Source organism: Methylobacterium isbiliense (assembly GCF_022179325.1).
Classification (GTDB): Bacteria; Pseudomonadota; Alphaproteobacteria; order Rhizobiales; family Beijerinckiaceae; genus Methylobacterium; species Methylobacterium isbiliense.
Genome location: NZ_BPQQ01000066.1, coordinates 1 through 24,092 on the forward strand (window position 1 = coordinate 1; position 24,092 = coordinate 24,092).

The window sequence follows — 24,092 nt, forward strand, 5'->3', positions numbered from 1 at the left end:
GTCAGTTCGGGGGCAATCTCAACCTGGTCGGTGAGGCTGTACCAGGTGAAGCCGATGATCGGCACCCCGTCCTGCTTCAGCCGCACCATATTGGCCCATTCCTTTTTCAGCCACCCGGGCGCGCGCTCGGCATCGGCGAGGTTGGTTTCCGTGTGCATGACCGGGAGGTGGTAGCGGTCGAAATACTGCTTGGTGATGATGTAGTAGCCGAAAATCTCCCCCGACGCAGTGATCGGTCCGTCGCCGGCCGGCACGGAGTGCTCATTGGTCCAATAATAGTCGTTGCCCATGATGCAGTAGGGCTTCATCCGCCGCCCGGTCTGCAGGAACCAATCGTACTCGTCGGGCGTGAGCCCGTTCTCGACGAGGTACCGGTACATGCAGGCGCGCACGTCGACGCCATAACAGAGGTCGAGGGAGAGGAAGCGCTTCTGGTTGTGGAACCCGGCCCGCTCGTCAGCCGCTGGGCTCTCGGGATGGAAATACTCCGTCGACTCGCTCTGAATGAAGAAGGTGCCGGCCGGCCCGCGCGCACTGAGAATGGCCTGTTCTGCCAGGAGATTCGCGCGCACGAGATGTTTCAGGGCGGTGACGAAGGCGCGATCGGAAGCGAGGCGCTCGTTCCACCAGCCGATCTGGGCCGAGAAGGTCGCGCCGACGAAGATCTCGTTCACGGGCGTATAGAACCGGACCCTGGGATAGCGGCTCGCGAAGGCGCCCGCGTAAGCCGCGAACAGTTCCGGCCAATCCGGGTTCTGGAAGTCGCCGATCCAGTCCGGGACCCCGAAATGGCAGAGATCCACGATCGGGGTAATGGCCAGCCGCTGCAGCTCGGCAAGAGCCTCGTCCGCAAAGGCCCAGTCGTAGCGGTCCGGCCCGAGGTGGACGCGGTAGTAGGGCGGTCCCCAGCGCAGATATTCCAGGCCGAGCTCGCGGACGAGGCCGAAGTCCTCACGCCACCGGTCGTAATGGCCCGTCTTCGCCATCTCGTCGACGCGCTGAACGCGCCCATCGCGCCCAAGAATCGTTGGGTAACTGTTCTCGATTCCCGTCGCGAAGAGGAAAGGCATGAACGGCCGCATCGCACCGGCGCGGACTGCTTGCTGCTCCTGATCGAGCATGGTGTCACCTGATCTGACGGGGTACGATCGAGAGGCCCTCGATCGGCGGTGGCGGCGCAAGCTCGGGAAACCCCGCGAGTTCGATCGCGCCGGCCTGGGAAGCCGAGACAGTCGCCCCACCGATGCTCATGAGCAGAGCGAGAGGCAACGAGGGGACCAGGCCAGAAATCGGTCGCCATCCACTGCTGGCTCGAGCCGGCTCAAGCCGGAAACTTGCGAGAGCCTTCGGTCGGATCATGGCGCGTCCACGTGATGGGTCGAGCGTTTCATGTCGATCGAACTTTGGCCCCGGGCAGGACGAAGATCGATCCTGCCCGGGGCCATCCAGATGCCGCCGCCTATGGACCACGGTAAGCGCGGCGATCGGGAGCGAGGCTACCTCGTTGCCCCGCCTCTCCCGGACCGGCCAAACCCAGGCCGGTCGAGAACAGGAGGGCGGCGGCGCCCGCGAGGGCCGTATGGATTCTAACCCATAACAAGTGTTCCTTTTGCCCATCATCTGGAACGAACGATTGTGAGCTGAATGCTCAGTGATTGCCGTGACCACCGCCGTTGCGAACATTGCGAACAGCGCGCTTACGAGGATCAACGGCGCGGAACTCCGTTGCCTTGACGCCGCTGTCGGGCGACTTGGCCCGTGGCGCTTCCGCGAGCTTCGGGCCGGTCCATTCATAGGCAACCGTACCCTCCGGGTGCTTGTACCAGCCCGGATCCTTGTAATCGCCCGCAGCCAGCCCCGGCCGGACCTTCACGACGGTGAACATCCCGCCCATCTCGATCGGCCCGAACTGGCCATAGCCCGTCATCATCGGCAGCGTGTTCTCGGGTAGCGGCATTTCCATCTCGCCCATTTCGCCCATGCCGGAGCCGCCCATCGGCATGTAGCCCGGCGCGATCCTGCGGATGCCCGCCGCCGTATGCTTCATGTTCACGCCGATGTAGGTGCGCACATTGTGGCCCATGGCATTCATCGTGTGGTGCGACTTGTGGCAATGGATCGCCCAGTCGCCCGGCACGTCGGCGACGAACTCGAAGGCGCGCATCTGCCCGACCTCGACACCGACCGACACCTCGGGCCAGGCCGCCTTCTCGTCGACCCAGCCCCCGTCCGTGCCGGTGACCTTGAAGTCGTAGCCATGCATGTGGATCGGATGGTTGGTCATCGTGAGATTGCCGAACCGAATCCGCACCTTGTCACCCTGCCGCGCCACGATGGGATCGATGCCCGGGAACACCCGGCTGTTGAAGCACCACAGGTTGAAGTCAAGCATCGTCATGATCTTGGGCACGTAGGATCCGGCCTCGATGTCGAAGGCGTTGAGCAGGAACACGAAGTCCCGGTCGACGCGGCGCTCGGCGGGGTCGCGCGGGTGGACGACGAAGAAGCCCATCATGCCCATCGCCATCTGCACCATCTCGTCCGAGTGGGGGTGGTACATGAAGGTGCCGGACTTGCGCAGGATGAACTCGTACACGAAGGTCTTGCCTGGCGGGATGCGAGGCTGCGTGAGCCCGCCGACCCCGTCCATGCCGTTCGGCAGGAGCTGGCCATGCCAATGCACCACCGTGTGCTCGGGTAGCCGGTTGGTGACGAAGATGCGGACCTTGTCGCCTTCGACACCCTCGATGGTCGGCCCCGGCGACTGGCCGTTGTAGCCCCACAGATGCGCCTTCATGCCGGGCGCGAGTTCGCGCACGACTGCCTCGGCGACGAGGTGGAACTCCTTCCAATCGCCGTTCATGCGCCAGGGCAGGCTCCAGCCGTTGAGGGTGACAACGGGCTGATAGTCCGGGCCGCTCTTGGGATAGAGCGGCGGCTGCATCGTCGCCTCGCTCATCGTCGGCGCCTCAGGCAGGCTCGCGGCCTGAGCCCGTCCGCTGATCATGGAGCTGCCGGCCAGCGCTAACCCTGCGCCGCCGAGCAAGCTTCTGCGTGATACCTTTGTGTCCGTCATGGTTTGTCTCCTCGTTTCAGTCCGGCGTGGCTCCGGCCACGGCTTGCGCCGCCGAATCTGCCTACGATGGCAGCCTTGAGGTCGGTGCCGGCGATCCAGAAGTCGCGCCTCGCCTCAATCGCCTGGATGTTGCTCAAGATCCGGGCGCGCGCGTCCATGATGCGCGTCGTCGCTTGGACCGGCATGCCGCTGTGCTGCAGCTCGGCCTGCTCCTGAATCGTCTGGTGCAGCGGGAGCACCCGGTTCTGGTAATGGCGAGCCAGATCGTAGTTGCCGCGATAGCGATGATAAGCCTCGCGCGCTTCGGATCGCGCGTTCACGGCCCTTTGCGCCAGCCGACTCGCCCCTTGCATGTAGGCGTCCTGCGGCCCCTGGGCCACCCGGATTGCGGGTACGCCGAAATTATCCATGCGAATCGGGAAATCGGCCGCCGCGCCGCGCAGCTTTAGCCTATCGAGACCAACCGAGACGCCCTCGTCTCTGACCTCGAAAGTTTTCGCTTCCTTCTTGATCTTGACGACCTCCTGACCGAGCTCGAGCGAGGCATACGCCCTGCCGGTGGTGAGCCCGGCTTCAGGCGAGAAGAATGCGCAACCCGCGAGCAAGAGCGCACGGGCCGGAACGCTCGGACGCAACGACCGGCCAGCGTCGCGCCACTGCGTCCCTCGCACCCTCTCTCGATCCTCTTCACCCATGCCGCCGGCTCCTTGTATTCTCGTCGCTCGACCCGGCACCCGTGGCGATGGCGATCAGTTGCACTACCGTTTCCACTTGACGCGAGGTGTTCGTCTGATCATCGCGCTCGCCGAGCCCGGCTCGTGCTGTCATTCCCGTGGTCGCCCGCGCCGTCTGCGGGCCCTACTCCGCGGTTCTGCTCGCGCCAGTCCTTAGGCTCGACGACACGAAAGTCCTTCACCCCCGCGGTCACGGTCGAATAGACCGGGTCGCGCACAGGCACGGTCGGATCCGCCGGCGCGACGAGCCAAGCGGGCGGGGTGATCGATACGCAGCCGCCCAGGGCGAGGGTGGCCAGCGGTGCGAAGGCAGTAATCGGCTTTATCATGATGGAGGCTCCGATACGTCTCGCGTGAGCGGCTCAGCGAGTCACGCCGCGCGGAACCGAAGACTCCAAGGGGAGCGACCGCGCGCACTAGACTGGTCCGGATGTAGAACCCGATCCCAGCCGGGTACCGATGACGAGCAGAACGCGAGCGATGGGCTCGTTCGCTGTCTCGGCTCAGACGAGGCTGCGCGGCGGTCGTTCGATACGGCTGCTCGGCCCGCCTGCGACCTGCGCGTCTCGGACCACTGCAAAGCGCTTGAGCACCGGGGTGCGCGAGACGACAAACGGCACGACGGCGCTCGCCTGGAACGACGTATGGCAGGCGAGCTGGCAGCAGGAAGCGTTGCTGTCGGACTTACCCTTGCCGGAAGATTGGTGGTGGCGATGTGTCGCCATATCTGCCAAACGTTCCTGATCCGGGCGGGTGGCGTCCAGCGCCACGGCATCCTCGGCGGCAGATGCCGCCGCCTCATGAACGGTGGTAAGGTGGTGACCGCCTTGTGCCCCGCCGAGCATCGCGCGCGACGAGGCCGCCGCCGCGACAGGGAAAATTCCGACTGCGAGGGCGAGCAGGACGGCGACGAGGTTATGCAACAGGCGCAAAGGCGAACGCCTCCAGCCGGCCAGTCGCCAAGTTCATAGCATCGCGCCGGGGCGGCAGCAAGGTAGGTAGGCCAAACAAGCACCAAAGTAGCCGCTGGCGGCATCGTTCCGCCGCGGTCAAGCTGCCCTCGTCTGCTGCGCGGCGCATCTCCGACCGCGATGATTATTCGTCCCGCTCACGTGCAAGTCGGTTTCGTCAGGGATCCGTTGCCGGCTGCTACCGCGCCCTGGTGCAACTCGCGCAGGACGCCGGCTTCGGGCGCGCCTCTGCGCCTGGAGCGGCTCTCTGCACCAAACCGACTCCTTCCCAGAATGGGCTTGCACCCAATGCTAAGCAGGCCCACTTTCGAGAGCTGCATGCTACAGGCGCTGGAGGCTCAAGAGGTCTTTCCGATGGATATTCCGATCGGCGAGCTGTCTCGCCGCACGCAAGTCAAGGTCCCGACGATCCGCTATTACGAGCAGATCGGGCTCCTCCCCGAGCCAGCCCGAACGGAAGGGCAGCAGCGCCGCTACGGCGCGGCCGAGGTCATGCGTCTCAACTTCATTAGGCACGCCCGCGAGCTCGGCTTCGAAATCGAGGACATCCGCGAACTCCTGGCGCTGAGCACCGATCCCGACCGGCCCTGCGCCGAAGCGGATACAATCGCCAGCCGGCACCTGATCGCGGTCAAACGGCGCGTCGGGCAACTGAACGCACTGCGCGGCGAGCTCGAGCGAATGGTTCAAGAATGCCGGCACGGCCGGATCGGTGAGTGCCGGGTCATCGAGGTTCTGGCCGATCATGGCCAGTGCAGGCGCGATCACCGGAGAGCCGAGCGGTCCAAAGGGCATGCGTCAAAGCAAAACTGAGCCGCACGCCTTTGAAGAACCGCGCTTGCCCGATCTTGGCGCAACGGCTCTTCATGCCCCCGCGACAGGTCGGCAGGACGCTTCTCGCCGAGGAGGCATACCGTTTCGTGTCGGGTCGACACTCTCACCCGGCGAGCGCCCTCGCGATGCGGGTCATGCGCTCGTCTATGGCGGCGATCTGGGTTTTTAGAGCTTCGAGCCGGGCCTGAACGCTTGGGTCGAGCACCCCGACAGGAACTCCGCAGCTCGAGCATTGAACCATGCTGAGCTTGTAGCTCCGACCCAAAGGCGTGAAAAGCGCGACTTCGAAGCTGTGCCCGCCGCACTTGACGCAGGTCGAGACCGTCATCCGTCGCCTTCCAATGCGAGCAATCAAGGATACCACAGCGCAGGCGCCGGCATTAGCGGAGAAATCACGATCATGCTCCACGGCTTTGTGCTAGCCGGAGATCGCTGAGTACAATCTCAGCGGAGCGCCCGATCAGCTAGCCATGAGGCGACGGCAGCGAATCACCTTCGCACTCGGCATCGTGATTGCCATTCCCCTGGCGGCCACCGATGCGGTGCTCGCCCTCAAGCACGTCTTCCCGGAAAGCGTCGCGGTGAACTTCGTCGGCCAGGCCCTGTCGGTCGCGGGCGTTCTCTGGTTCCTGCGCTGGAACGCGCGCCGGGACTGAACCCATTGGGCCTCCAATCTTGCCTGCCGAACCCTCAAGCTTGCCCGCACGTTGATGAATGAACAAAGGTGCCGAGGAGATCATCGCATGGAGGTGTCGCAGGCCGATCAGCACAGCCCGGTGGTCGGTCCGACCAAGCCTCGCCTTCTCCAAGTTCTCGGTCCCGGCCTGATCACGGGGGCCTCCGATGACGACCCGAGCGGCATCGCAACCTACTCCCAGGCAGGCGCGCAGCTCGGGTTCTCGATCACCTGGACCATGCTGTTCACCTACCCGCTGATGTCGGCCATCCAGGAGATCAGCGCCCGCATCGGTCGCACGACCGGTCACGGGATTGCCGGCAACATCCGCCGGCACTACCCGAATTGGCTCCTTCAGGCGGTCGTGGTCCTCCTGTTTACAGCCAACATCATCAACATCGGCGCGGATCTCGGCGCCATGGCCGATGCCCTCGCGCTCATCATCGGCGGCCCGCACCTCCTCTATGTCGTGTTCTTCGGCACGCTCTGCGTGGTGCTGCAAATCTTCCTCCAATACACCCGCTACGTCTCCGTCCTGAAGTGGCTGACGCTGTCGCTGTTCGCCTACTTTGGAACGGTGATGGTCGTCGAGGTGCCGTGGGGCCAAGTCGCGAGGGGCTTGTTCATCCCATCCCTCACGTGGGATGTGCAGTTCTGGTCGACGGTCGTCGCGATCTTCGGTACGACCATCAGCCCGTATCTGTTCTTCTGGCAGGCAAGCCAGGAGGTCGAGGATCAGCACGCCAACCCGCGCCGCGAACCGTTAGTGAAGGCGCCCGAGCAGGCCACCGGAGCGATCGAGCGCATTCGCCTCGACACCTATGTCGGCATGGGCTTCTCCAACCTCGTTGCCCTCGCGATCATCATCACCACAGCCGCCACCCTGCACGCGAATGGCGTCACGACGGTCGAATCGTCGAGCCAAGCGGCCGAGGCGCTACGACCGGTGGCGGGGGGCCTCGCCTTCGCGGTCTTCGCCCTCGGAGTGATTGGCACGGGGCTTCTCGCGGTCCCGGTGCTCGCGGGATCAGCGGCCTATGCCCTTGGCGAAGCGAGAAAGTGGCCGGTGGGCCTTGGCCGTCGACCCATGGAAGCCAAGGCATTCTACGCCACGATCGCGCTCGCGACCATCCTCGGGGCGGGCCTCAACTTCTCTTCCATCAATCCCATCAAGGCTCTTTATTGGAGCGCTGTGATCAACGGGATCGTCGCGGTCCCCGTGATGGCCGTCATGATGCTGATGACCGCGAGAGCGAAGATCATGGGCGAGGTGGTGGTTTCAGGAGCCCTGCGCCTCATCGGCTGGGCCGCAACCCTCGCCATGGCAGCGGCGGCCGCGGCGATGCTCTTCACGGCCCTGCGATAGGAGGCCGTCCGGGAGCTCGGTCCAGGCAAGCCGTGGGTCAGATACCGGCCGACCGCTGGATGGAAGCGCAAGCGGACCCCGAAAAGCCAACCGGACGGTGAGCTTGCGTCGGCTCAAGGGAGGTCGTTGATGTTAAACCCCGTGTCCCAAAGCCCGACTACATCTCTCATTGGCTTCGTCAGGTGGACGTGCCGATCCACCCGGGCGACCCACTCGATCGGGAATAGTGAGGATCGGGATCGTGGGCGGCTCGGTCTTTTCGCACGAGCTTGATCCGGTCCGTTTCGTCCAGATGGTCAACCGTGCCGACGAGCTGGCCGTCCGATCCGAGCACCTCCATGTGCCCCTTGATCTCGGAGGCATCGAACATCGTGCCGCTCCACTTCCTGCTAAGACGCTCTGACAACTCGCGTCGTTCCGCACGGTTCGAGGCCAAGCGGGCGAGGAGGACCGATGGAACTGAGACCACCCCAAGCCGGGGCTCCGGCACGATCCGATGGTCTCGCGCGGCGAGCCTTCGAGCTAACTGGGATCGCGCTCGGCGCCGCCGCCGGCCTGTTCCTGGCCTGGCAGGCCGCTGGTGCCCTGCTCCTGATCTTTGCCGGCCTCCTCATGGCGGTCTTGCTCGACGCCTGTGCGACAGGCCTGCAACGGGTTCTCCCCGTAAGCCGCAGCTGGTGCATCGCCCTCGTGTCGCTTGTCATCGCTCTCCTCATGGCGGGCGCGATCTGGTGGGGCGGTTATGCCCTGTCCCAGCAGGCCGATGAGCTGGTCTCGACCATCGCCCGACAGCTGCGCGCCTTGCGCGGAGAGCTGGAGGCAGCCGGGCTCGCGCCGGAGCGCCCGACCCAAGGCAGAGGCAATGAACCCCAAAACCTCGCTCAGCTTCTTGTGCCCAACCCGCGCGACCTGTTCGGGCAGGCTCGCACGGCTCTGACCGGCATCCTGGGCGTGCTCGGGAATGCCGTGTTCATCGCCTTCATCGGTTTTTTCGTGGCCTTGAACCCGCTGAGCTACAGACAGGGTTTCTTGAGCCTTCTGCCGCGCGACAAGCGTCTGCGGGTCGGCGCGGTTGTGGACGAAGTCGCCGAAGTGCTGCGCTGGTGGCTGATTGGCCAGCTCGCCACCATGGTGGTGATCACGCTCTCCACCTGGGCAGCGCTGACGCTTCTCGGCATGCCGGCGCCCTTCCTGCTCGGGCTTCAGGCGGGCCTGGTCAATTTCATTCCCTATCTCGGGCCGATTGTGGCTGGCGTCCCGATCGTTCTGGCGGCCGCCTCCCAGGGCGCGTCCATAGTGGGCTGGGCAGTCGGGGTCTTTCTCCTGATTCAGATCCTGGAGGGCTATATCCTTACACCGCTTATTCAGCGGCGCGCCGTTGACCTGCAACCGGCGCTGACCCTCGGGGCGCAGATGCTGCTCGGTGCGCTCTTTGGCGCAGCCGGGATCGCGCTGGCAACCCCGATCGCGGCGGCGGCGCGGATCGCAATTCTCCGCCTCTACGTCGAGGACGCCCTCGGCGGCCCGACCGCCCAGGACCACAATCGTCACGAGGCGTCAGGTACGGGTCCGTTCAACGGATCTTGAGATCGGGACCGAGCGCTCGCACCATAAAGGCCGAAGCTCCCAAGCTCAGTCCTCTGGCGACGCGAGGAACCGAGGAGTCGCCGCATGAGTTGACGACGCGCGAGGCAGCTCCCCATGCTCGTCATCTATGGTCGCTTTCGCGCGTTCATCGTCTATGTCGCCGCCGCGGCGATCAGCGTGGCGCTGTTCGCCGGTCAGGCTCATGCGATGACGCCTGTCGCGGCCGCGACGGTCGCCAGCGCCAGCCCGGAAAACCGGCCGTTGGCGCATCATCACACCGTCGCCAGCAAGCACGCGACGCGTTCGTGCTGCCCCTTGTGCGCTTCCGCCTGGCTCGTGGCCTCGGCGCCTGAGGTGCCATCCCCCCTTCGCGCCGCAGGTCCGACAATCTGGCCGCAGGATCGCAGGGCCAGCGAGTTGAACCCCGTCGATATCTTCCGCCCGCCAAAAGGGTACGCGATCAGCTGACCAACGCCGAGGCGCGCCGAAGCTTGTGCTTCAGCTCTGCGGGTTCCAAACACGCAACCGCGGCTGCGGCGCAGTCTCCCACCTTGAACACTTGAACTGGAGATTCAACATGCATCAGATGTCGCAAGATATGCAGCGCTGCATCGACGCCTGTCTTCGCTGCTATCAGGCCTGCCTTGGCGATGCGATGACGCATTGTCTGGAGACCGGCGGAAAGCACGTGGAGCCGAAGCACTTCCGCCTGATGTTGGCCTGCGCGGAAATCTGCCGGACGAGCGCCCACTTCATGCTGATGAATTCCGAGCACCACAAGCATCTCTGCCGGGAATGCGCCGAGATCTGTGACGAGTGCGCGCGCAACTGCGAGCAGCTCGGCGAGATGCAGGCCTGCGTGGATGCATGCCGGCGCTGCGCCGAAGAATGCCGCAAGATGGCGGCCTGAGCTGCGAAAAACTGGATCGCCGCACCCGCGCGGCGATCCGCCCGACCGAAGCTGTCGGCGCTCGTGAGCCACCTCGGCGTCTACGCGGGCCTGTTTCTTGCGCCGCTCCTCGGCGCGACAATACTGCCCGTACAGTCCGACGTGGTTCTCTTCGGCCTCCTGCTCACCGAACATACCGCTCGGGGCTTCTCGTCTTGATCGAAAGCATCGGCAAACGCTCGGTGCGCCGCAATGGCAGCCTACGGCGCCGTCGATCGAGGGCCGAGGCGATGGCAACGAAATCATACAAGACGTTGTACTTGCCCTCCATCATCTCGCATTCGGTCCAGGAACGGCGCTGCGGGCACTGGGGCCCGCAACGCGGCCACTCCGGCGTCAGACGATTGCGACAGAAGCCGCGTCGCGCTGTTCAGGCCACGAGCCTTGCAGGGCGACGGGACGTGAGAATGCCGCGGCGGAGGCGCCCCGCGCACGCCCTGGAGAGGTGCTCCGGCCAGTTCATTTGAGGATCATTGGCCAATCACGACGGAGGCGAGGGACGCACGATGTGTTCAGGCTGACGCATCGGCTCTCCCTGCCCGCTCGTGATCGCCTCGAGACCAGAACCAGGCCGCCCTGGCCGGAAGCTCGCTCACGCCCGCGAGGTAGGCCTCCGACCACAGCGAGAGCTGCGACGAGCGCATTGTCGTGCCACATCGACAGACTGGCCCCCCGTTCGCCGCCCTGATCCTGGCCGAGCGGCACCTCGCACAACAAGCTCGCGTTAGCGGACGGCAGACCCCTGCGCGCGATCACTGCTTTTCGATGCGCGTTTCCGGGGGGTGCGGGCCTTCTCGGCGGCGACCGCTTTGGCGTTCAGGTCCTCTTTCGTCTTCTGACCAAGACCGATGCTGCGGGCGAGCTTGGAACGGGCGGCTGCGTAGTTAGGCGCAACCATCGGATAATCCGGAGCCAAGCCCCACTTCGCCCGGTAATGATCCGGCGTCATCCCATGGCTCTTGCTGAGATGCCGACGCATCGACTTGAAACGCTTGCCGTCTTCCAGACAGACGAGGAAGTCGGGCGTGATCGACTTTTTGACCGCTAGGGCCGGTTGCAGCCGCTCGGGCGCGAACTCGGCAGGAGGCTCTGCGCTTTTCCGCAGCGCTCCGTGAACTTGAGCAATCAGGTCGGGGATCTGCGTTACAGGCACCGCGTTTTTCATCACGTATGCCGAAACGATCTGCGCCGTGAGCTCGATCATATCGGGAGTGGCGACTGCTGCTGCCTGATCCATCCATATCGCTCCGTGTTACCCCTATCCACTCAGCGTGGGCTTGGCCGACGAGACCTGCGGATCTTCTGAGCATCACTGCCGATCAACTCCGTCATCCATGTCCGAGACGACTGTGCGACGGCCCGATTGCTGCAATCTCTGCACCAATCAGGCGGTCCATGTCGCCGGCGAGGATGGTGGAAATTTCCTCACGGTCTTCCGGGGCCAGGCGCTCACGCAAGCGGAACAGCACATCCGCCTCCCCCTTCCCAGATAGCAATCCGACTCACGTCAGGCGTTATCGTCGCCTTCGCGGCCGAAATCGATCGGCTGCGCCGGCCAAGCTCTTCGGCCAGAAGCTGCCGCGCACGTTCCCAGTCGCGCATGGCTTCAGGCGACGTCATCGGGAACAAGCTCGGCCATTCGTATGAGGCCCTGCCATGCCAATTGAAGCTCCGCTAGCCGAGGGCTAACGACAACCCCGGTTGATAGTTTGTAGAGAAGCCTTGGTCGACCCTCACCTGCGAGCAAAGACATATTTGGCGAGAGCGATCGCAGCGAGCACAAGGACGACGATCAGGAGCAGGCCGAAGAAGCCCATGCCCCACATCATGCCTCCGCCCATCATGTCGTTCATCATCGTTCGGCCTCCGATGAGGGCCCACCCGCCTTCTGCAAGGCCGGAAATCCACCGGCGACATGCGCCACGTTGTCGATCCCCATCTCCTTCAGGGTCTTCGCCGCGAGCGCGGAGCGGCTGCCCGAGCCGCAGTAGAGCACGAGCTTCTTTTCGCCGCCGAATTCCGGCTTGTGGGTCGGACTCGTCGGGTCGGCTTGGAACTCGAGCAACCCCCGCGGCACATGCACGGCACCCAGGAGCTTGCCGCTCTTTTGCAGCTCCTCGCCCTCGCGCACGTCCACGAACACCACGCTCGGGTCGCCGACGAGCTTCACGGCGTCCTCACCCGAGAGGGTTTCGATTGCCTTGCTCGCCTCGGCGACCAGATCTTTCGCGCTCTTCGTCACGGCCGTCCTCCTTCAGTCGCCCCAAGGTGCGCCCTCGAGCGCATCGAGCGGGATCTTGAGATAGCACTTCCCGTTGCTCTCCGGTTCGGGCAGGCGCCCGCCGCGGATGTTGACCTGAAGAGAGTGCAGGATGAGCTTGGGCATCGGCAGCTCGCGGTCGCGCTTCTCCCGCAAGGCCACGAACTCCTCCTCGGTTTTCGCTTTCGTGAGGTGGATGTTCTCCGCTCTTTGCTGCGCGACCGTGCTTTCCCAGCGCGGCGGTCGCCCGCCCGGGCAGTAGTCATGTCCGGTGAACAAGCGTGTGCTGTCGGGCAGCGCCATGATGCGCTGTATGCTGTTCCAGAGGGCGCGGGCGCTGCCGCCCGGGAAGTCGGCCCTTGCGGTGCCGCCGTCCGGCATGAAGATCGTGTCGTGGATGAAGGCCGTGTCGCCAATCACATAGGCAATGGAGGCCAGGGTGTGCCCCGGCGTGAACAGGACCTCGACATCCATGTTGCCGATCTCGAAGCGCTCGCCGTCGGCGAAGAGCCTGTCCCATTGCGAGCCGTCGGGCGAAAAGGCGGACAGGTTGTAGAGGCGCTTCCAGAGCTTCTGCACCTCCACCACCTTTTCGCCGATGGCGGTCGGCGCCCCGGTCTTGTCCTTCAGGTATCCGGCGGCCGAGAAATGGTCGGCATGAGGGTGGGTGTCGAGGATCCACGCGAGTGTGTACCCTTCTCGCCCAATGTGCTCCAGCAACGCATCGGCCGACTGCGTTGCGGTCGCGCCTGATTTCGGGTCGAAGTCCAAGACCGGGTCGACAATCGCGCAGCGCTTCGTCTCCGGGTCCGCGACCACGTACTGGACGCTGAAAGTCCGCTTCTCGAAGAAGCCCGCCACGATTGGACGAGCGTGGAACGAAGACCGGTTCTCGCCTGACATGGGTTCTCCTCGAGATGGTCATGGCTCAGAGCCTTGCGGCCAGGAACTCGAACCCGCTCTCATATGGTGGGTGTCTCCAACGGCCAGCGGCCTGGACGTGCCGCGGCGAAACGGACGCACACACGTGAATGAACCCGACCGACCCGTAGAACTGCGCTCAAGCGCTCTTGCCCAGCCAGGGTCGTTCGCTCCTGGTAAACCTGCGGGGCTGTGGATTCCCTCACATCGCGTCGGCTCTGCGCCGTGTATAAGCCAAATGGTAGAGTGCTTCCCGAGAGTATTCTGCTTCCAAAGTAAGACCCTACTTGGGGGCGCACCCGAGTGCGCCCCCCTTTGGGCCTTGGGGCGATCCGGGCGCCTTCGTACCCTACGAGGAAGTTGCCCTGAAGCCGTCAGGGATCGCGCAACAGTCACATCACCAGCCTCGGGCGCTGGCCGGCTTCGCTGTGTGTCGCACCTCTCAAAGGCGCAAGCCGTCATCGCCGCGGCGCTGACGCGAATGAGCGCGCGCGCTCAAGCACGATCGCGTTGACTTTCTGTTCCGCTAACCGAGCGGCATCGGTGCCTCCGGCAAACGCGGGAAGGACCAGGGTCGGCGCCACATCCTCGAGACGCGATGTGACCTCTCCGATTGCCGTCTGGGCGCGGGCGGTGGGGAGGTCGATGGTGCGCGCGAGCGCTAGGAAATCCTGCGCCGTCAGTCGATCGTCCTTACCATTGAGCTTCAGCGCCATCCGATCTCCAGCGAGGCCCGGGAAGACGCGGGTCGTGACCGCGTCGTAAAGGGGCGCAAACCGCACCGCTTCAAAACGGCGGGACCCGGGCGCTGCGACCTTGAGAAGTGCAAGGTTCTTCAGATGCATGTCCCCGTCAGCAATCAGCCAGGCGAAGAGCGCGCGCCGGAACAGGATTTCGGTATCGGCGGCCGGGTCGGTCGAAAGCGGCCTCAAGCCCCGCGCCATTCGCTCGATCGTGCCGTCGTATTTGGCGGAGGTCGGGAGATCGAGGATCGAGCAGAAGTCCTCGAGGGCCAGCATGCGCGTGTCCTGTGGACCGCGCCGGATATCGAAGCGCTCCACGACGAGCGCCGGCGGCATACCGTCGGGCATGTCGATCAGCGCCGCGCTCGGAACCTCAAAACCAGCAGCATGGCCGAGTTGGAGGCAGAGCCATTCGACCGCGGGCAGCGTCTCGAAACCCGCCGTGCCGGCGGGCTTGAGGATGTGCGTGAACGGCTGATCGACCGCCGGCACGAGCATCCCTTCCGGTGTCAGGCACATCGGGGCCTTGATCTGGACGCCGGAGAGCCGCGGCGTCTCGGCGCGTTCGAAGAGGCGGGCCAAATTCTGTTCAAAAGTCTCCTCGATCTCGCCCCGCCCCGGGCCGGCGTAGCGTCCGGTGAAGCGGCCGTCTTCCAGGAATCCGCTGAGTTCCGCCTGCAGGATATCCGTTGGGAGCGTGTCGAGCTCCGCGCGGCTCTCGACAACGGCGATGTTGGACATGTAGCGCCGGCCTCGGCGGAGCGCCTCGCGCTCGTCGCGCATATGCAGCACCTGGGCGAGCCAGCCTTCGGGCAGGAGCGACTCGATGAAAGCCGGGAGCTTGCCCGGGGCAGTCTGGCGGATCAGCGGCGGCCCGCTTTTCCTGCCCGGTTTCCAGCGCCACTCGAAGCCGTCGTGGACGAGGCGGCCGAGCGGCTCGCCATGCCAGGCTACGAGCAGGTCCAGCGCCGCCCTGTTGACGGGCGCCTTGTCCACCCCGCGCCGAGCCGTCAGATAGCGCTCGGCCCCTTCCCCTTCGCGATACCACCCATTCTCGCGGGCGAGGGCCCAGACCGCGTCCGCCGCCGCTTGCGGCGACCCATATTCCTCGACGAGGCGCGCGGCCATTTCGGCCCGCAGCGGTTCCGTGATCGCGCTGGCATGCTCGCTGCGCAGGCGGAAGGCTTCGAGGAAGCGTTGACGAACCGATGAGACGTCGACGCGCAGTTCGCCGAGGTCGTCCCCGACAATGGCGGGCGCGGTCGAGGGATGCGGGGGCGCTTCGTTCTGCACGATCTCCAGCGTCCGCAGCCGCGTGCGCTGGTTGCGCCGACCGCTGATGAAGAGGCGACCGTCGGGCGTCGGCCCGAGCAGGACGGACGAGGCGGAGGACAGGTAGGCCGTCGGATAGAGATAGCGGGCGATCCGGACAGCGTGGCCGAGGACCGTCGCCTCGATATCCCCGTGTTGATCGACATAGACCCCCCGGACGAGCTGGATCAGCTCGCCAGCTTGCGCCCGGAGGTGCGCACGCTTGGGGTCGATCGTCTCTCCGACCAGATGGAGGCTCATGGAATTATCTCGCAGTTCGGATGCGAGATCATTCCACCGGACACGTGAAAGATCAAGAATTTTCGTGCATCTCAAATTCGCGAAGTTCAACGTCGGTCCTGGCCTTGCCCGGCACCTGGAGAAGCCGCGCTATCACGACTCGCCGCCGTCCGCCGCTGCCGCATACGGCCGTCCGCCGCGCCGCAAGCCGTCGGCCTGGCGCGCGCGCGCGCTGAAGCCGTCAGAGATCGCGGAACAGTACCGTCGCCTACCTGGCGCGATGGCCACCTTCGCTGTCGCCTGCACACCGCTCAAGAGGCAACCCCTCACCGCAGCGAGAACTGGACGGGCACCGTGAGCTCAAGCGGGGCGGCCATGCCTAGTCCCCCATCTCGGTGTCCTCCTTTCGGTTGAGAGTGAGAGGGCTGTGCTTGGCGCACTGACGGGTCCGGAGGTCGAGAGAGAGGCTCCTGGCCGACCCGTCGCGGAGACTCGCGATGCCTCGCGCCTTCCCCTCCCGGTCAGCAGCCGGGCCGAATCGGATCAACCTCTACGAAGAGATCACCTCCAAGATCATAGCGGAGCTCGAGGCGGGCCGGCTCCCCTGGGTACAGCCCTGGGGCTCGTCCGCCGTGGCGGCGCCGCTCGCCATGCCCAAGAACGCCGCGACCGGCCGGCAATATTCAGGCATTAACGTCCTGATCCTCTGGGGCGCCGTCGTCGCCCGCGGCTTCTCCGGCCAGAGCTGGCTCACCTTCCGACAGGCGCTCTCGCTGGGCGGGAACGTACGCAAGGGAGAGCGCGGCACGACGGTCGTGTACGCCGACCGCTTCGTCCCCGATGACGAGCGAAAGCGAGCGCGGGAGACCGGCGACGAAGCCCAGGCGATCCCGTTTCTGAAGCGCTTCACCGTTTTCTCGACCGACCAATGCGAAGGCCTTCCCGAGGACATCGTGACCGCGCCGGTGCCGGTCCCCGAGGGCCTGATCCTGCCCGAGGTGGAGTCACTGCTTCGCGCCAGCCGGGCGGATCTCCGGCTCGGCGGCGACAAGGCCTTCTACGCGCCCACCCTCGACTACATCCAGGTGCCCCGGCCGGAGGCTTATTTCGAGCCGATCAACTGGCACCGGACCGCGCTGCACGAGCTCGGTCACTGGTCGGGCCACGCCACCCGCCTCGGGCGCGATCTGTCCGGCGGCTTCGGGTCGAAGAAGTACGCGCAGGAGGAGCTGGTGGCGGAGATGTGCGCGGCCTTCTGCTGCGCGACGCTCGGCATCACGCCGACCGTGCGCCATGCCGATTACATCGGCTCCTGGCTCGACGTGCTGCGTGAGGACAGCAAGGCGATCGTGCGCGCGGCGTCCGCCGCCTCGAAAGCGGCCGATTACCTGCTCGCGTTTCGGTCCGGCGTTCACCAGCCCGCGACCACGCCGGCGGACGACGACCAGGAGGCGGTGTGATGCGCTTCCGTCGCTGGCCTCGTGTCGAGCCTTATAGAGACACCTCCCGCAAGCGCGCCGCCTTCCACCGCTCGCAACGTCTTCGGCGCGAGTCACTCCCCCTCTTCGCCGAGCTGATCGCCGAAACCCAGCACGACGCCGACAGCGAGATGGCGCGCCGCGCCGTATGGTGGCCGGAGCAGCAGCAGGAAAGCCGCAACCGACGAGCGGCAGAGTGGAGACAAGCCCGCACCCGCCTGTTCGCCCATGGCGACAATGTCCGTGCGCGGCTCCACGAGCTTTGGCGCACGTGCCCCTATCCGGCGGACCCCGCCTACCTTCACGGGCTCCTGACAAACTACGATCGGGGTCGCTTCGATCTGGAATGCCCGCCCTGGACGCCCCAGGCGCTCAAGCCCCGTATCACGCCCGACCCGGGCAGCTTCGATGAAGCCTTTCGCCAAATCGGCCGCAAGCAGGTTGGTGGCGGACCCAAGACGACAGCGGCCGACGAGTTCCTGTTCTGCGGAAATCTTGGCGCGGGCCTGATTTTCCTGACGTCGCGCGTCCGGCTGATCGAGCCCAACGAGAGCTTCTATACGCCGTCCAACATGCGCCTACGGGACAGCTATGTCGGCCGGAGTAGGCACTGGGTCGACATAGAGGTGCGCGGCCCTTGCTCGGATGCCGACCTCGTCGTGATCGAGCGGCTTGCTCGCGAGGCCGACCAGCGTCCCGTCCTCGTCCACCGCGCGGGGCGCCAGCGATGACCAGCTCCGATCCTCCTCCTTCGTTTGGGCACAATGGCGGTCCTCGGCTCGAAGAGCCGGACCGTAACGCTCGCGGGCGCTGCCGCGAATGCCGCCATTAACGGGCGCCGTGGGACGCCGAACTTCGCGCCTACGAGTGGTTTCGCCTCGGCCTCTCGCGCCGGCGGGTGCGCCGGCCGCGGGCGCGTGCGACCGCGTCGTGCTGAGCCCGGGCGGCCCGCCCACCTTCTCGGCAACCACGGCCGAGTTCGGCTGTCGCAACTTCGACCGGAGGCCGCCCGAGCCCAAACCCGTCGGTGGCGGCTTTGTGACGATCTGGGAGAACGGCCACGTCGTGTGGCAGGGCGCTGAGGAGGCGATCCGGTGCGGTTCCTCCAGGCCGACACGCTCTCTCCTACGCTCCCTTAGGCGTCGTCGCAGAGGCGTACCGCGCCGCTGGGGCCGAGGTGATCAACCTGGACCCGTCCGGGATGTAAGGGCGGCCCGGCTCGGAGAGGGAGAGGAGGGAGTGGGTCTTTGTGTCGGGTCGAGAAGTCGAGAGAGAGGTTTTCGGCCGGCCCGGCACGGAGAACCGACCATGGCACAAGCCGTCCAGAAGATCGTGCTCAGCACCTCGCGGGACATCCCGTTCAACAAGCTCGTCCTGTCGCAGTCGAACGTCCGGCGCCTGAAGGCGGGCGTCTCGATCGAGGAACTCGCTGAGGACATCGCCCGTCGCGGCCTGCTGCAAAGCCTCAATGTCCGGCCCATGCGCGACGCCGAAGGCCAGGAGACCGGCCTTTACGAGGTCCCCGCGGGCGGGCGGCGCTATCGCGCCCTCGAGCGCCTGGTGAAGGCGAAGCGTCTGGCGAAGACCGCGCCCGTTCCTTGCGTCCTTGCTCGCGCCGATGAGGGCGTCTCCGCCGAGGAGGACAGCCTCGCTGAGAACGTACAGCGGGTGGCGCTCCACCCCCTCGACCAGTTCCGGGCCTTCCAGTCGCTTCGCGAGCAGGGCCTTGGCGAGGAAGAGATCGCGGCCCGCTTCTTCGTCGGCCCGCAGATCGTGCGACAGCGGCTCAAGCTCGCGGCTGTCAGCCCCAAGCTCCTCGACGTCTACGCCGAGGATGGGATGACGCTTGAACAGCTCATGGCGTTCACCGTGACCAACGACCATGCCCGCCAGGAGCAGGCCTGGGAGGTCCTCGAGCGCTCCTACAACAAGGAGCCCTACTATATCCGCAGGCTCCTCACCGAAGGCGCGGTCCGCGCCTCGGACCGGCGCGCGAAGTTCGTCGGGCCCGAAACCTACGAAGCCGCCGGCGGCGTGGTCTTGCGCGACCTGTTCCAGGCCGACGACGGCGGCTGGCTCCAGGATGCGGCGCTCCTCGACCGCCTCCTCACGGAGAAGCTGCAGGCGGAGGCGCAAGGGATCGCCACTGAGGGCTGGAAGTGGATCAACGTCGCGGCGGACTTTCCTTACGGCCACAGTACGGGCCTGCGGAGGTTGCGCGCGCTCGGCCCCGTCCTCACGGCCGAGGAGCAGGCGACCTACGACGCCCTCCAGACGGAATACGGCACCCTCGAGGAGCAATACGCCGACTCGCCCGATGACCTTCCCGAGGAGGTCGACGCGCGCCTCGGCGAGATCGAGGCCGCGCTCGACGTGTTCCACAACCGGGCGCCACAGTTCGATCCGGTCGAGGTCGCCCGCGCGGGCGCCTTTGTCAGCGTCGGCGCCTCGGGCGAGCTCAAGGTTGAGCGCGGGTTCGTTCGGCCCGAGGACGAAGCGCCGATCGAGCCGGAGATCCCGGCGGGCGGCAAGGGGGGCGACGAGAACGCCGCGTTGGGGGGCAACGATGCTGGCACGCCGCCAGCGGTGCAGCGCGCGGTCATCACCATCGGCGGCGCGAGCGAGCCCGAGCCGGCCGAGGAAGACGAGGGCCTGAAACCTTTGCCCGAGCGGCTGATGATGGAGCTCACGGCTCACCGCACGCTTGCGCTGCGCGACGCGGTGGCGAATGATTCCCACGTCGCGCTCACCGCCCTCCTCCATAAGCTCGTGACCGATACCATCGCGCGCTCCCCCAGCTCGGGCGGGTGCCTGGAGGCCTCGGTCCGGCATGTGTTCTTCTCGGCCCAAGCGGCTGACCTGAAGGACAGCCCGTCCGCGCGCGCCGTGGACGAGCGGCAGAAGGCCTGGGCGGCGGACATGCCCGTAGGCGAGGACCAGGCGCTGTGGGATTGGATCGACGCGCTCGACCAAGCGAGCCGTCTGGCGCTCCTCGCGCACTGCGTCAGCTTCGGGGTCAACGCGCTCGTCGAGAAGGTCGACCGCTACGGCGGCGCAGGCCTGTCGCAGCATGGGCTGGAGCGGCGCATGGCCCAAGCCGACCGGCTCGCCCGGGCCGTCGGGCTTGACATGGCCGAGGCGGGATGGACGCCGACCGCGGAGAACTATCTCGGCCGCGTCACGAAAGCTCGCATTCTGGAGGCGGTGCGCGAGGCCAAGGGGGAGCAGGCGGCGCAGCTCATCGACCACCTCAAGAAAGGCGACATGGCGAAGGAGGCCGAACGGCTCCTCGCCGACACCGGCTGGGTGCCCGAGCCGCTGCGGACGCCGGGGCTCGAGTCCCCTCCCCTCCCCCTCAGGTCCGCCAACGACGAGCCGATCGGAGCCCACGCGGATCTCGACCGGAACGATCTGCCGGCATTCCTGACGGAGGTCGGGAATGAGGGGGAGACCGACGGGCCGCACCTCGTCGCCGCCGAGTGACGCATGTCCTGGCGCTGGGAGCGCAGGCGCTCCCGGCCAGTTCCGAGCCCGGCCGCCGTGCCGGGCTCTTTTCTTTTTCCTCACACAGGAGGCCTGCCATGGGCTGGCTCTACATGCGCTCGATCGGAAGCCATTCCGGCCCGCGCCAATACTTGGACGACCAGTTCACCTCTGAACGACCCGAGCTGCGGTGCCGCGTGCTGCGTTCAGCGCTCGTTTCCAAGCGGGTCTACTACGCCGCGGTCGAGTTCCTCCGACCCGAGGTGCCGCGAGAGGTCGCCGCAATCGTCTGCCTCATTCGCTACAACCCGCGCGACCGCGACGGCACCGTGTTCGGGTACAAGGACATGGACGAGGGCATGGGACCCTGCGAGGCCGAATGCCCGGAGCAGATCCTCGACCTTCTCACTCCGACTGACCGGCAGCATGCGCTCGCATGGCGAGCACGCTGCCGTCGGAATGCAGCCGTCAGGCGAGCCCGGGCCGCCAAGCCGGCGCCCCGGCCCGGTCAGACGATCGTGTTCGACCGGCCGCTCGCCTTCCAAGATGGCCGCAGCCTTGATCGATTCGAGGTGGTCGCGAACACGCGCAGCCGCGGGACGATGCTCTTCCGCGATCCGAAAGAGGGCGCGTTGTACCGCATTCCGAACGTGAGGCGGCTCGACTACCGGCTCGACGAACCGGCCACCTGAGCGGATCTGTCCTGCCAGCATCACGAGGCCCGGCGCGCTGCGCCGGGCCTTTTCTCGTGGAGCGGCTTGAGAGGGAAAGGAGGGCCGAGACGGGGTGAGCCGGAGAAGGGTCGAGAGAGAGCACCCGCCGGCCGGTCCGTTCCGCTCTCCTGGATCAGCCGCCATGCACCTGTCCTCCGCTTTCGCCGACGCGCCTGCAACCGCTTCCGCGTCCGATCTCCCGTTCCCAACCGCTCCGTCCGACCGCGCCGCCGCGCTGCTCCGCGCCGCCGAACACCTGCTGTCCATCCTCGAGCGAGGTCTCGGGATCGACGCTGCCGGCCTTCGCGCCGCCATGATCGATGCCTTCGGTTCCTCCGACGCCGCCGGCGCTTGGGCCTGGAAAGACGCCTATGAGGCCTGCGAGGCGGCGCAGCTCCTGTTCCTTCGTCGGTTCGGACCGGCGATCAACGCGCGTCCTGCTGCCGCCCAGCTCGCGATGTTGGCAAAGGTCGTGGCGCTCGTGCCCTCCCAGACGAGGCGTTCGGAGGAGAGCCAGGCGCTGCAGCAATTCTCCACCCCGCTGCCGCTGGCCTTCGTTGCGGCCTGCGCCGCTGCGATCACGCCTGCGGACCTCGTCCTGGAGCCCTCCGCCGGCACGGGGCTGCTCGCCGTCTTCGCAGAGCTGGCGCGCGCCTCGCTCGTCTTGAACGAGCTGGGCGACGCCCGCGCGGAACTCCTCACCCGACTCTTCCCGGCCACGATCGTCACCCGCCATGACGCGGCGCATATCCACGATCATCTCGACCCGGCCATACGGCCATCCGTCGTGATGATGAACCCGCCCTTCTCTGCCGGCGCGCATGTTGAGGGCCGCGTTGCCGACGCCGCCCTCCGGCACGTCAGCTCGGCGCTCGCCCGTCTGCCAGAGGATGGTCGCCTCGTCGCGATCACGGGCGCCAGCCTGTCGCCCGAGAGCCCGTCCTGGCGCGGTGCCTTCGTGCGCTTGCAGGAGCGTGGGCGCGTCGTGTTCAGCGCCGCCATCGACGGCCGGGCCTATGCCCGCCACGGCACGACGACAGACACCCGGCTCACGGTGATCGACCGCGTGCCGGCAGCCGATCCTTCCTGCTTTCCGGAATCGCCCGGGGTTGCTTCGGACGCGGCCACGCTGCTCCGGTGGGTGGCCGAGTACGTGCCGCCTCGCACGGCGATCACGGCGAGCCGGACAAGTGTCGTCCCGACCCTCCGCAAGGCCGCTTCTCCGGTCCCACGGTCATCGGCGCGCGTGGCGCGTCCGCTCGCGCCCGTTGCCGCCGATGCGGTCGAGCTCGGCTACGAGACCTGCGACTGGGCGCCTGCCCAGGGGCGTCCCCTCAGCGAGGCGCTCTACGAGCCGTACGCGCTTCAGTCAGTCCGCATCCCGGACGGGGCCGCACATCCGACTCCGCTCGTTCAGTCCGCGGCGATGGCCTCGGTCGCCCTGCCGAAGCCGAGCTATCGGCCGCACCTGCCGTCGAGGCTCGTTGCGATGGGGCCTCTGTCCGACGCGCAGCTCGAGACGGTGGTCTACGCCGGGGAAGCCCATGCGGGGCACCTCGCCGGCTCCTGGACGGTCGACGCGACCTTCGACCAGGTCTCGGCTGCGGCCGACGCTGCGGAAGGCGCAGTCCGCTTTCGACGCGGGTTCATGCTGGGAGACGGCACCGGCGCGGGCAAGGGCCGCCAAGTCGCGGGCATCATCCTCGACAACTGGCTAAAGGGTCGCCGGCGCGCTGTCTGGGTCTCGAAGTCCGACACGCTGATCGAGGACGCGCAGCGCGACTGGTCGGCGCTCGGCCAGGAGCGCCTCCTCATCCAGCCGCTGTCGCGCTTCCGCCAGGGCGCGCCCATCCGCCTTGACGAGGCGATCCTGTTCACGACCTACGCCACGCTTCGCTCCGACGCCCGAGAGGAGCGCTGCTCGCGGCTCCAGCAGATCCTGGACTGGTTAGGGCCCGACTTCGACGGAGTGATCGTCTTCGACGAGAGCCACGCCATGCAGAATGCCGCAGGCTCCAAGAGCGAACGCGGCGATACCGCGCCCTCGCAGCAGGGCCGCGCGGGACTGCGCCTGCAGCACGCGCTGCCCGACGCCCGCGTGCTCTACGTCTCGGCGACCGGGGCGACCACGGTCCATAACCTCGCCTATGCGCAGCGGTTGGGGCTCTGGGGCGGCGAGGACTTCCCGTTCGCCACCCGCGCCGAGTTCGTCCAGGCGATCGAGGCCGGTGGCGTCGCCGCGATGGAGGTGCTCGCCCGCGACCTGAAGAGCCTCGGGCTCTACACCGCCCGCTCGCTCTCCTATGAGGGCGTGGAATACGAGCTGGTAGACCACGAGCTCACCCCCGAGCAGACCCGCATCTACGATGCCTATGCCGGCGCGTTCGAGGTCATCCACAACAACCTCTCGGCCGCGATGGAAGCGGCGAACATCACCGGGGCGGAAGGCACGTTGAACCGGCAAGCCAAGTCGGCCGCGCGCTCGGCATTCGAAAGCGCGAAACAGCGCTTCTTCAACCACCTGATCACGGCGATGAAGACGCCGACGCTGATCCGCAGCGTCGAGCGGGACCTCAGCGAGGGCCACGCCTGCGTCGTCCAGATCGTGTCGACCGGCGAGGCGCTGATGGAGCGCCGCCTCGCGGAGATCCCGACCGAGGAGTGGGGCGACGTCGCCGTCGACATCACTCCGCGCGAATACGTGTTATGCCGAGATCGGCATAAGACATTATATCCCAAGTCCCCGTTAT

At 66.4% G+C, this 24,092-nt stretch carries 23 protein-coding genes and 1 pseudogene; 11 read left to right on the forward strand and 13 right to left on the reverse strand.

Annotation, left to right across the window (positions count from 1 at the left end):
• The 5 genes from MFF61_RS24760 to MFF61_RS24780 all read right to left on the reverse strand — a co-directional run.
• On the reverse strand, window positions 1-1,121 hold a 1,121-nt coding region (locus MFF61_RS24760), incomplete at its 3' end, for a family 1 glycosylhydrolase (protein ID WP_238240275.1).
• A 527-nt stretch (window positions 1,122-1,648) separates the two neighbouring features.
• Window positions 1,649-3,076, reverse strand: coding sequence for a multicopper oxidase family protein (locus MFF61_RS24765; protein ID WP_238240278.1), 1,428 nt, complete (start codon window positions 3,074-3,076; stop codon window positions 1,649-1,651).
• Window positions 3,073-3,771 (reverse strand): hypothetical protein, encoded by a 699-nt coding sequence (locus MFF61_RS24770; protein ID WP_238240281.1) that lies wholly within the window; start codon window positions 3,769-3,771, stop codon window positions 3,073-3,075. Before MFF61_RS24770 ends, MFF61_RS24765 begins: the two co-directional genes overlap by 4 nt.
• A 98-nt stretch (window positions 3,772-3,869) precedes the next feature.
• Window positions 3,870-4,139, reverse strand: coding sequence for a hypothetical protein (locus MFF61_RS24775; protein WP_238240283.1), 270 nt, complete (start codon window positions 4,137-4,139; stop codon window positions 3,870-3,872).
• Window positions 4,140-4,313: 174 nt separating this feature from the next.
• Window positions 4,314-4,742 carry a hypothetical protein gene (locus MFF61_RS24780; RefSeq protein WP_238240285.1) on the reverse strand — a complete coding sequence of 143 codons (429 nt, stop codon included), beginning with the start codon at window positions 4,740-4,742 and terminating at the stop codon, window positions 4,314-4,316.
• Window positions 4,743-5,135: 393 nt separating this feature from the next.
• On the opposite strand from MFF61_RS24780, the gene MFF61_RS24785 reads away from it, so the two are divergent.
• A complete protein-coding gene (locus tag MFF61_RS24785; RefSeq protein ID WP_238240341.1) occupies window positions 5,136-5,594 on the forward strand; it encodes a MerR family transcriptional regulator in 459 nt (152 codons plus the stop codon).
• Window positions 5,595-5,718: 124 nt separating this feature from the next.
• Here the strand turns inward: MFF61_RS24785 and MFF61_RS24790 are convergent, their stop codons facing one another.
• On the reverse strand, window positions 5,719-5,943 hold the full coding sequence (locus MFF61_RS24790) for a hypothetical protein (RefSeq protein WP_238240287.1): 225 nt from the start codon (window positions 5,941-5,943) through the stop codon (window positions 5,719-5,721).
• 142 nt (window positions 5,944-6,085) lie between these two features.
• Here MFF61_RS24790 and MFF61_RS24795 point away from each other — a divergent pair, with 142 nt between their 5' ends.
• Window positions 6,086-6,271: a hypothetical protein gene (locus MFF61_RS24795; protein WP_238240290.1), complete on the forward strand. Its 186-nt coding sequence runs from the start codon at window positions 6,086-6,088 to the stop codon at window positions 6,269-6,271.
• Window positions 6,272-6,358: 87 nt separating this feature from the next.
• The gene (locus tag MFF61_RS24800) at window positions 6,359-7,657 is read left to right on the forward strand and encodes an NRAMP family divalent metal transporter (RefSeq protein ID WP_238240293.1); all 1,299 of its coding nucleotides are present in this window, start codon (window positions 6,359-6,361) and stop codon (window positions 7,655-7,657) included.
• A gap of 178 nt (window positions 7,658-7,835) precedes the next feature.
• On the opposite strand, the gene MFF61_RS24805 is transcribed toward MFF61_RS24800, so the two are convergent.
• Entirely contained in the window at window positions 7,836-8,027 is a 192-nt protein-coding gene (locus tag MFF61_RS24805) for a DUF2171 domain-containing protein (protein WP_238240296.1), read from the reverse strand.
• Window positions 8,028-8,110: 83 nt separating this feature from the next.
• Between MFF61_RS24805 and MFF61_RS24810 the strand changes: the two genes are divergently transcribed.
• The 3 genes from MFF61_RS24810 to MFF61_RS24820 all read left to right on the forward strand — a co-directional run bounded on the left by MFF61_RS24810 (window position 8,111) and on the right by MFF61_RS24820 (window position 10,154).
• Entirely contained in the window at window positions 8,111-9,244 is a 1,134-nt protein-coding gene (locus MFF61_RS24810; protein WP_238240297.1) for an AI-2E family transporter, read from the forward strand.
• 114 nt (window positions 9,245-9,358) lie between these two features.
• The gene (locus MFF61_RS24815) at window positions 9,359-9,712 is read left to right on the forward strand and encodes a hypothetical protein (RefSeq protein WP_238240298.1); all 354 of its coding nucleotides are present in this window, start codon (window positions 9,359-9,361) and stop codon (window positions 9,710-9,712) included.
• Between the two features lie 109 nt (window positions 9,713-9,821).
• Window positions 9,822-10,154: a four-helix bundle copper-binding protein gene (locus tag MFF61_RS24820; RefSeq protein ID WP_238240299.1), complete on the forward strand. Its 333-nt coding sequence runs from the start codon at window positions 9,822-9,824 to the stop codon at window positions 10,152-10,154.
• A gap of 763 nt (window positions 10,155-10,917) precedes the next feature.
• Here the strand turns inward: MFF61_RS24820 and MFF61_RS24825 are convergent.
• The 6 genes from MFF61_RS24825 to MFF61_RS24845 form a co-directional block, all read right to left on the reverse strand.
• Window positions 10,918-11,430, reverse strand: a complete 513-nt coding sequence (locus MFF61_RS24825) for a Ros/MucR family transcriptional regulator (protein ID WP_238240300.1) — start codon at window positions 11,428-11,430, stop codon at window positions 10,918-10,920.
• Window positions 11,431-11,521: 91 nt separating this feature from the next.
• A complete protein-coding gene (locus MFF61_RS24830; protein ID WP_238240302.1) occupies window positions 11,522-11,662 on the reverse strand; it encodes a hypothetical protein in 141 nt (46 codons plus the stop codon).
• Window positions 11,663-11,926: 264 nt separating this feature from the next.
• A complete protein-coding gene (locus MFF61_RS33925; RefSeq protein ID WP_283206034.1) occupies window positions 11,927-12,049 on the reverse strand; it encodes a hypothetical protein in 123 nt (40 codons plus the stop codon).
• Complete coding sequence (locus MFF61_RS24835; protein WP_238240304.1) at window positions 12,046-12,435, reverse strand: rhodanese-like domain-containing protein; 390 nt, start codon at window positions 12,433-12,435, stop codon at window positions 12,046-12,048. Before MFF61_RS24835 ends, MFF61_RS33925 begins: the two co-directional genes overlap by 4 nt.
• Window positions 12,436-12,447: 12 nt before the next feature.
• Window positions 12,448-13,356, reverse strand: coding sequence for an MBL fold metallo-hydrolase (locus MFF61_RS24840; RefSeq protein WP_238240306.1), 909 nt, complete (start codon window positions 13,354-13,356; stop codon window positions 12,448-12,450).
• A gap of 476 nt (window positions 13,357-13,832) precedes the next feature.
• Window positions 13,833-15,689 carry a type II toxin-antitoxin system HipA family toxin gene (locus MFF61_RS24845; RefSeq protein WP_238240307.1) on the reverse strand — a complete coding sequence of 619 codons (1,857 nt, stop codon included), beginning with the start codon at window positions 15,687-15,689 and terminating at the stop codon, window positions 13,833-13,835.
• 476 nt (window positions 15,690-16,165) lie between these two features.
• Here MFF61_RS24845 and MFF61_RS24850 point away from each other — a divergent pair, with 476 nt between their 5' ends.
• The 5 genes and pseudogenes from MFF61_RS24850 to MFF61_RS24870 form a co-directional block, all read left to right on the forward strand.
• On the forward strand, window positions 16,166-17,128 hold the full coding sequence (locus tag MFF61_RS24850) for an ArdC family protein (protein WP_238240308.1): 963 nt from the start codon (window positions 16,166-16,168) through the stop codon (window positions 17,126-17,128).
• The gene (locus tag MFF61_RS24855; RefSeq protein ID WP_238240309.1) at window positions 17,128-17,877 is read left to right on the forward strand and encodes a hypothetical protein; all 750 of its coding nucleotides are present in this window, start codon (window positions 17,128-17,130) and stop codon (window positions 17,875-17,877) included. The genes MFF61_RS24850 and MFF61_RS24855 overlap by 1 nt, the downstream gene beginning before the upstream one ends.
• 577 nt (window positions 17,878-18,454) lie before the next feature.
• Window positions 18,455-20,629, forward strand: coding sequence for a ParB/RepB/Spo0J family partition protein (locus tag MFF61_RS24860; RefSeq protein ID WP_238240343.1), 2,175 nt, complete (start codon window positions 18,455-18,457; stop codon window positions 20,627-20,629).
• A 98-nt stretch (window positions 20,630-20,727) separates the two neighbouring features.
• Window positions 20,728-21,321 (forward strand): DUF6927 domain-containing protein, encoded by a 594-nt coding sequence (locus MFF61_RS24865; RefSeq protein WP_238240310.1) that lies wholly within the window; start codon window positions 20,728-20,730, stop codon window positions 21,319-21,321.
• Between the two features lie 163 nt (window positions 21,322-21,484).
• A pseudogene (locus MFF61_RS24870) lies at window positions 21,485-24,049 on the forward strand (strawberry notch-like NTP hydrolase domain-containing protein); the annotation flags it as partial.
• Window positions 24,050-24,092: the final 43 nt, after the last annotated feature.

What these genes read in the sequence shown, in the direction of transcription:
- MFF61_RS24795 (WP_238240290.1), top strand. Translation starts at nt 6,086, where the DNA reads ATGAGGCGACGGCAGCGAATCACCTTCGCACTCGGCATCGTGATTGCC.
- MFF61_RS24850 (WP_238240308.1), top strand. Translation starts at nt 16,166, where the DNA reads ATGCCTCGCGCCTTCCCCTCCCGGTCAGCAGCCGGGCCGAATCGGATC.
- MFF61_RS24815 (WP_238240298.1), top strand. Translation starts at nt 9,359, where the DNA reads ATGCTCGTCATCTATGGTCGCTTTCGCGCGTTCATCGTCTATGTCGCC.
- MFF61_RS24840 (WP_238240306.1), bottom strand. Translation starts at nt 13,356, where the DNA reads ATGTCAGGCGAGAACCGGTCTTCGTTCCACGCTCGTCCAATCGTGGCG.
- MFF61_RS24845 (WP_238240307.1), bottom strand. Translation starts at nt 15,689, where the DNA reads ATGAGCCTCCATCTGGTCGGAGAGACGATCGACCCCAAGCGTGCGCAC.
- MFF61_RS24770 (WP_238240281.1), bottom strand. Translation starts at nt 3,771, where the DNA reads ATGGGTGAAGAGGATCGAGAGAGGGTGCGAGGGACGCAGTGGCGCGAC.
- MFF61_RS24865 (WP_238240310.1), top strand. Translation starts at nt 20,728, where the DNA reads ATGGGCTGGCTCTACATGCGCTCGATCGGAAGCCATTCCGGCCCGCGC.
- MFF61_RS24775 (WP_238240283.1), bottom strand. Translation starts at nt 4,139, where the DNA reads ATGATAAAGCCGATTACTGCCTTCGCACCGCTGGCCACCCTCGCCCTG.
- MFF61_RS24785 (WP_238240341.1), top strand. Translation starts at nt 5,136, where the DNA reads ATGGATATTCCGATCGGCGAGCTGTCTCGCCGCACGCAAGTCAAGGTC.
- MFF61_RS24825 (WP_238240300.1), bottom strand. Translation starts at nt 11,430, where the DNA reads ATGGATCAGGCAGCAGCAGTCGCCACTCCCGATATGATCGAGCTCACG.
- MFF61_RS24800 (WP_238240293.1), top strand. Translation starts at nt 6,359, where the DNA reads ATGGAGGTGTCGCAGGCCGATCAGCACAGCCCGGTGGTCGGTCCGACC.
- MFF61_RS24765 (WP_238240278.1), bottom strand. Translation starts at nt 3,076, where the DNA reads ATGACGGACACAAAGGTATCACGCAGAAGCTTGCTCGGCGGCGCAGGG.
- MFF61_RS24855 (WP_238240309.1), top strand. Translation starts at nt 17,128, where the DNA reads ATGCGCTTCCGTCGCTGGCCTCGTGTCGAGCCTTATAGAGACACCTCC.
- MFF61_RS33925 (WP_283206034.1), bottom strand. Translation starts at nt 12,049, where the DNA reads ATGATGAACGACATGATGGGCGGAGGCATGATGTGGGGCATGGGCTTC.
- MFF61_RS24805 (WP_238240296.1), bottom strand. Translation starts at nt 8,027, where the DNA reads ATGTTCGATGCCTCCGAGATCAAGGGGCACATGGAGGTGCTCGGATCG.
- MFF61_RS24790 (WP_238240287.1), bottom strand. Translation starts at nt 5,943, where the DNA reads ATGACGGTCTCGACCTGCGTCAAGTGCGGCGGGCACAGCTTCGAAGTC.
- MFF61_RS24860 (WP_238240343.1), top strand. Translation starts at nt 18,455, where the DNA reads ATGGCACAAGCCGTCCAGAAGATCGTGCTCAGCACCTCGCGGGACATC.
- MFF61_RS24810 (WP_238240297.1), top strand. Translation starts at nt 8,111, where the DNA reads ATGGAACTGAGACCACCCCAAGCCGGGGCTCCGGCACGATCCGATGGT.
- MFF61_RS24820 (WP_238240299.1), top strand. Translation starts at nt 9,822, where the DNA reads ATGCATCAGATGTCGCAAGATATGCAGCGCTGCATCGACGCCTGTCTT.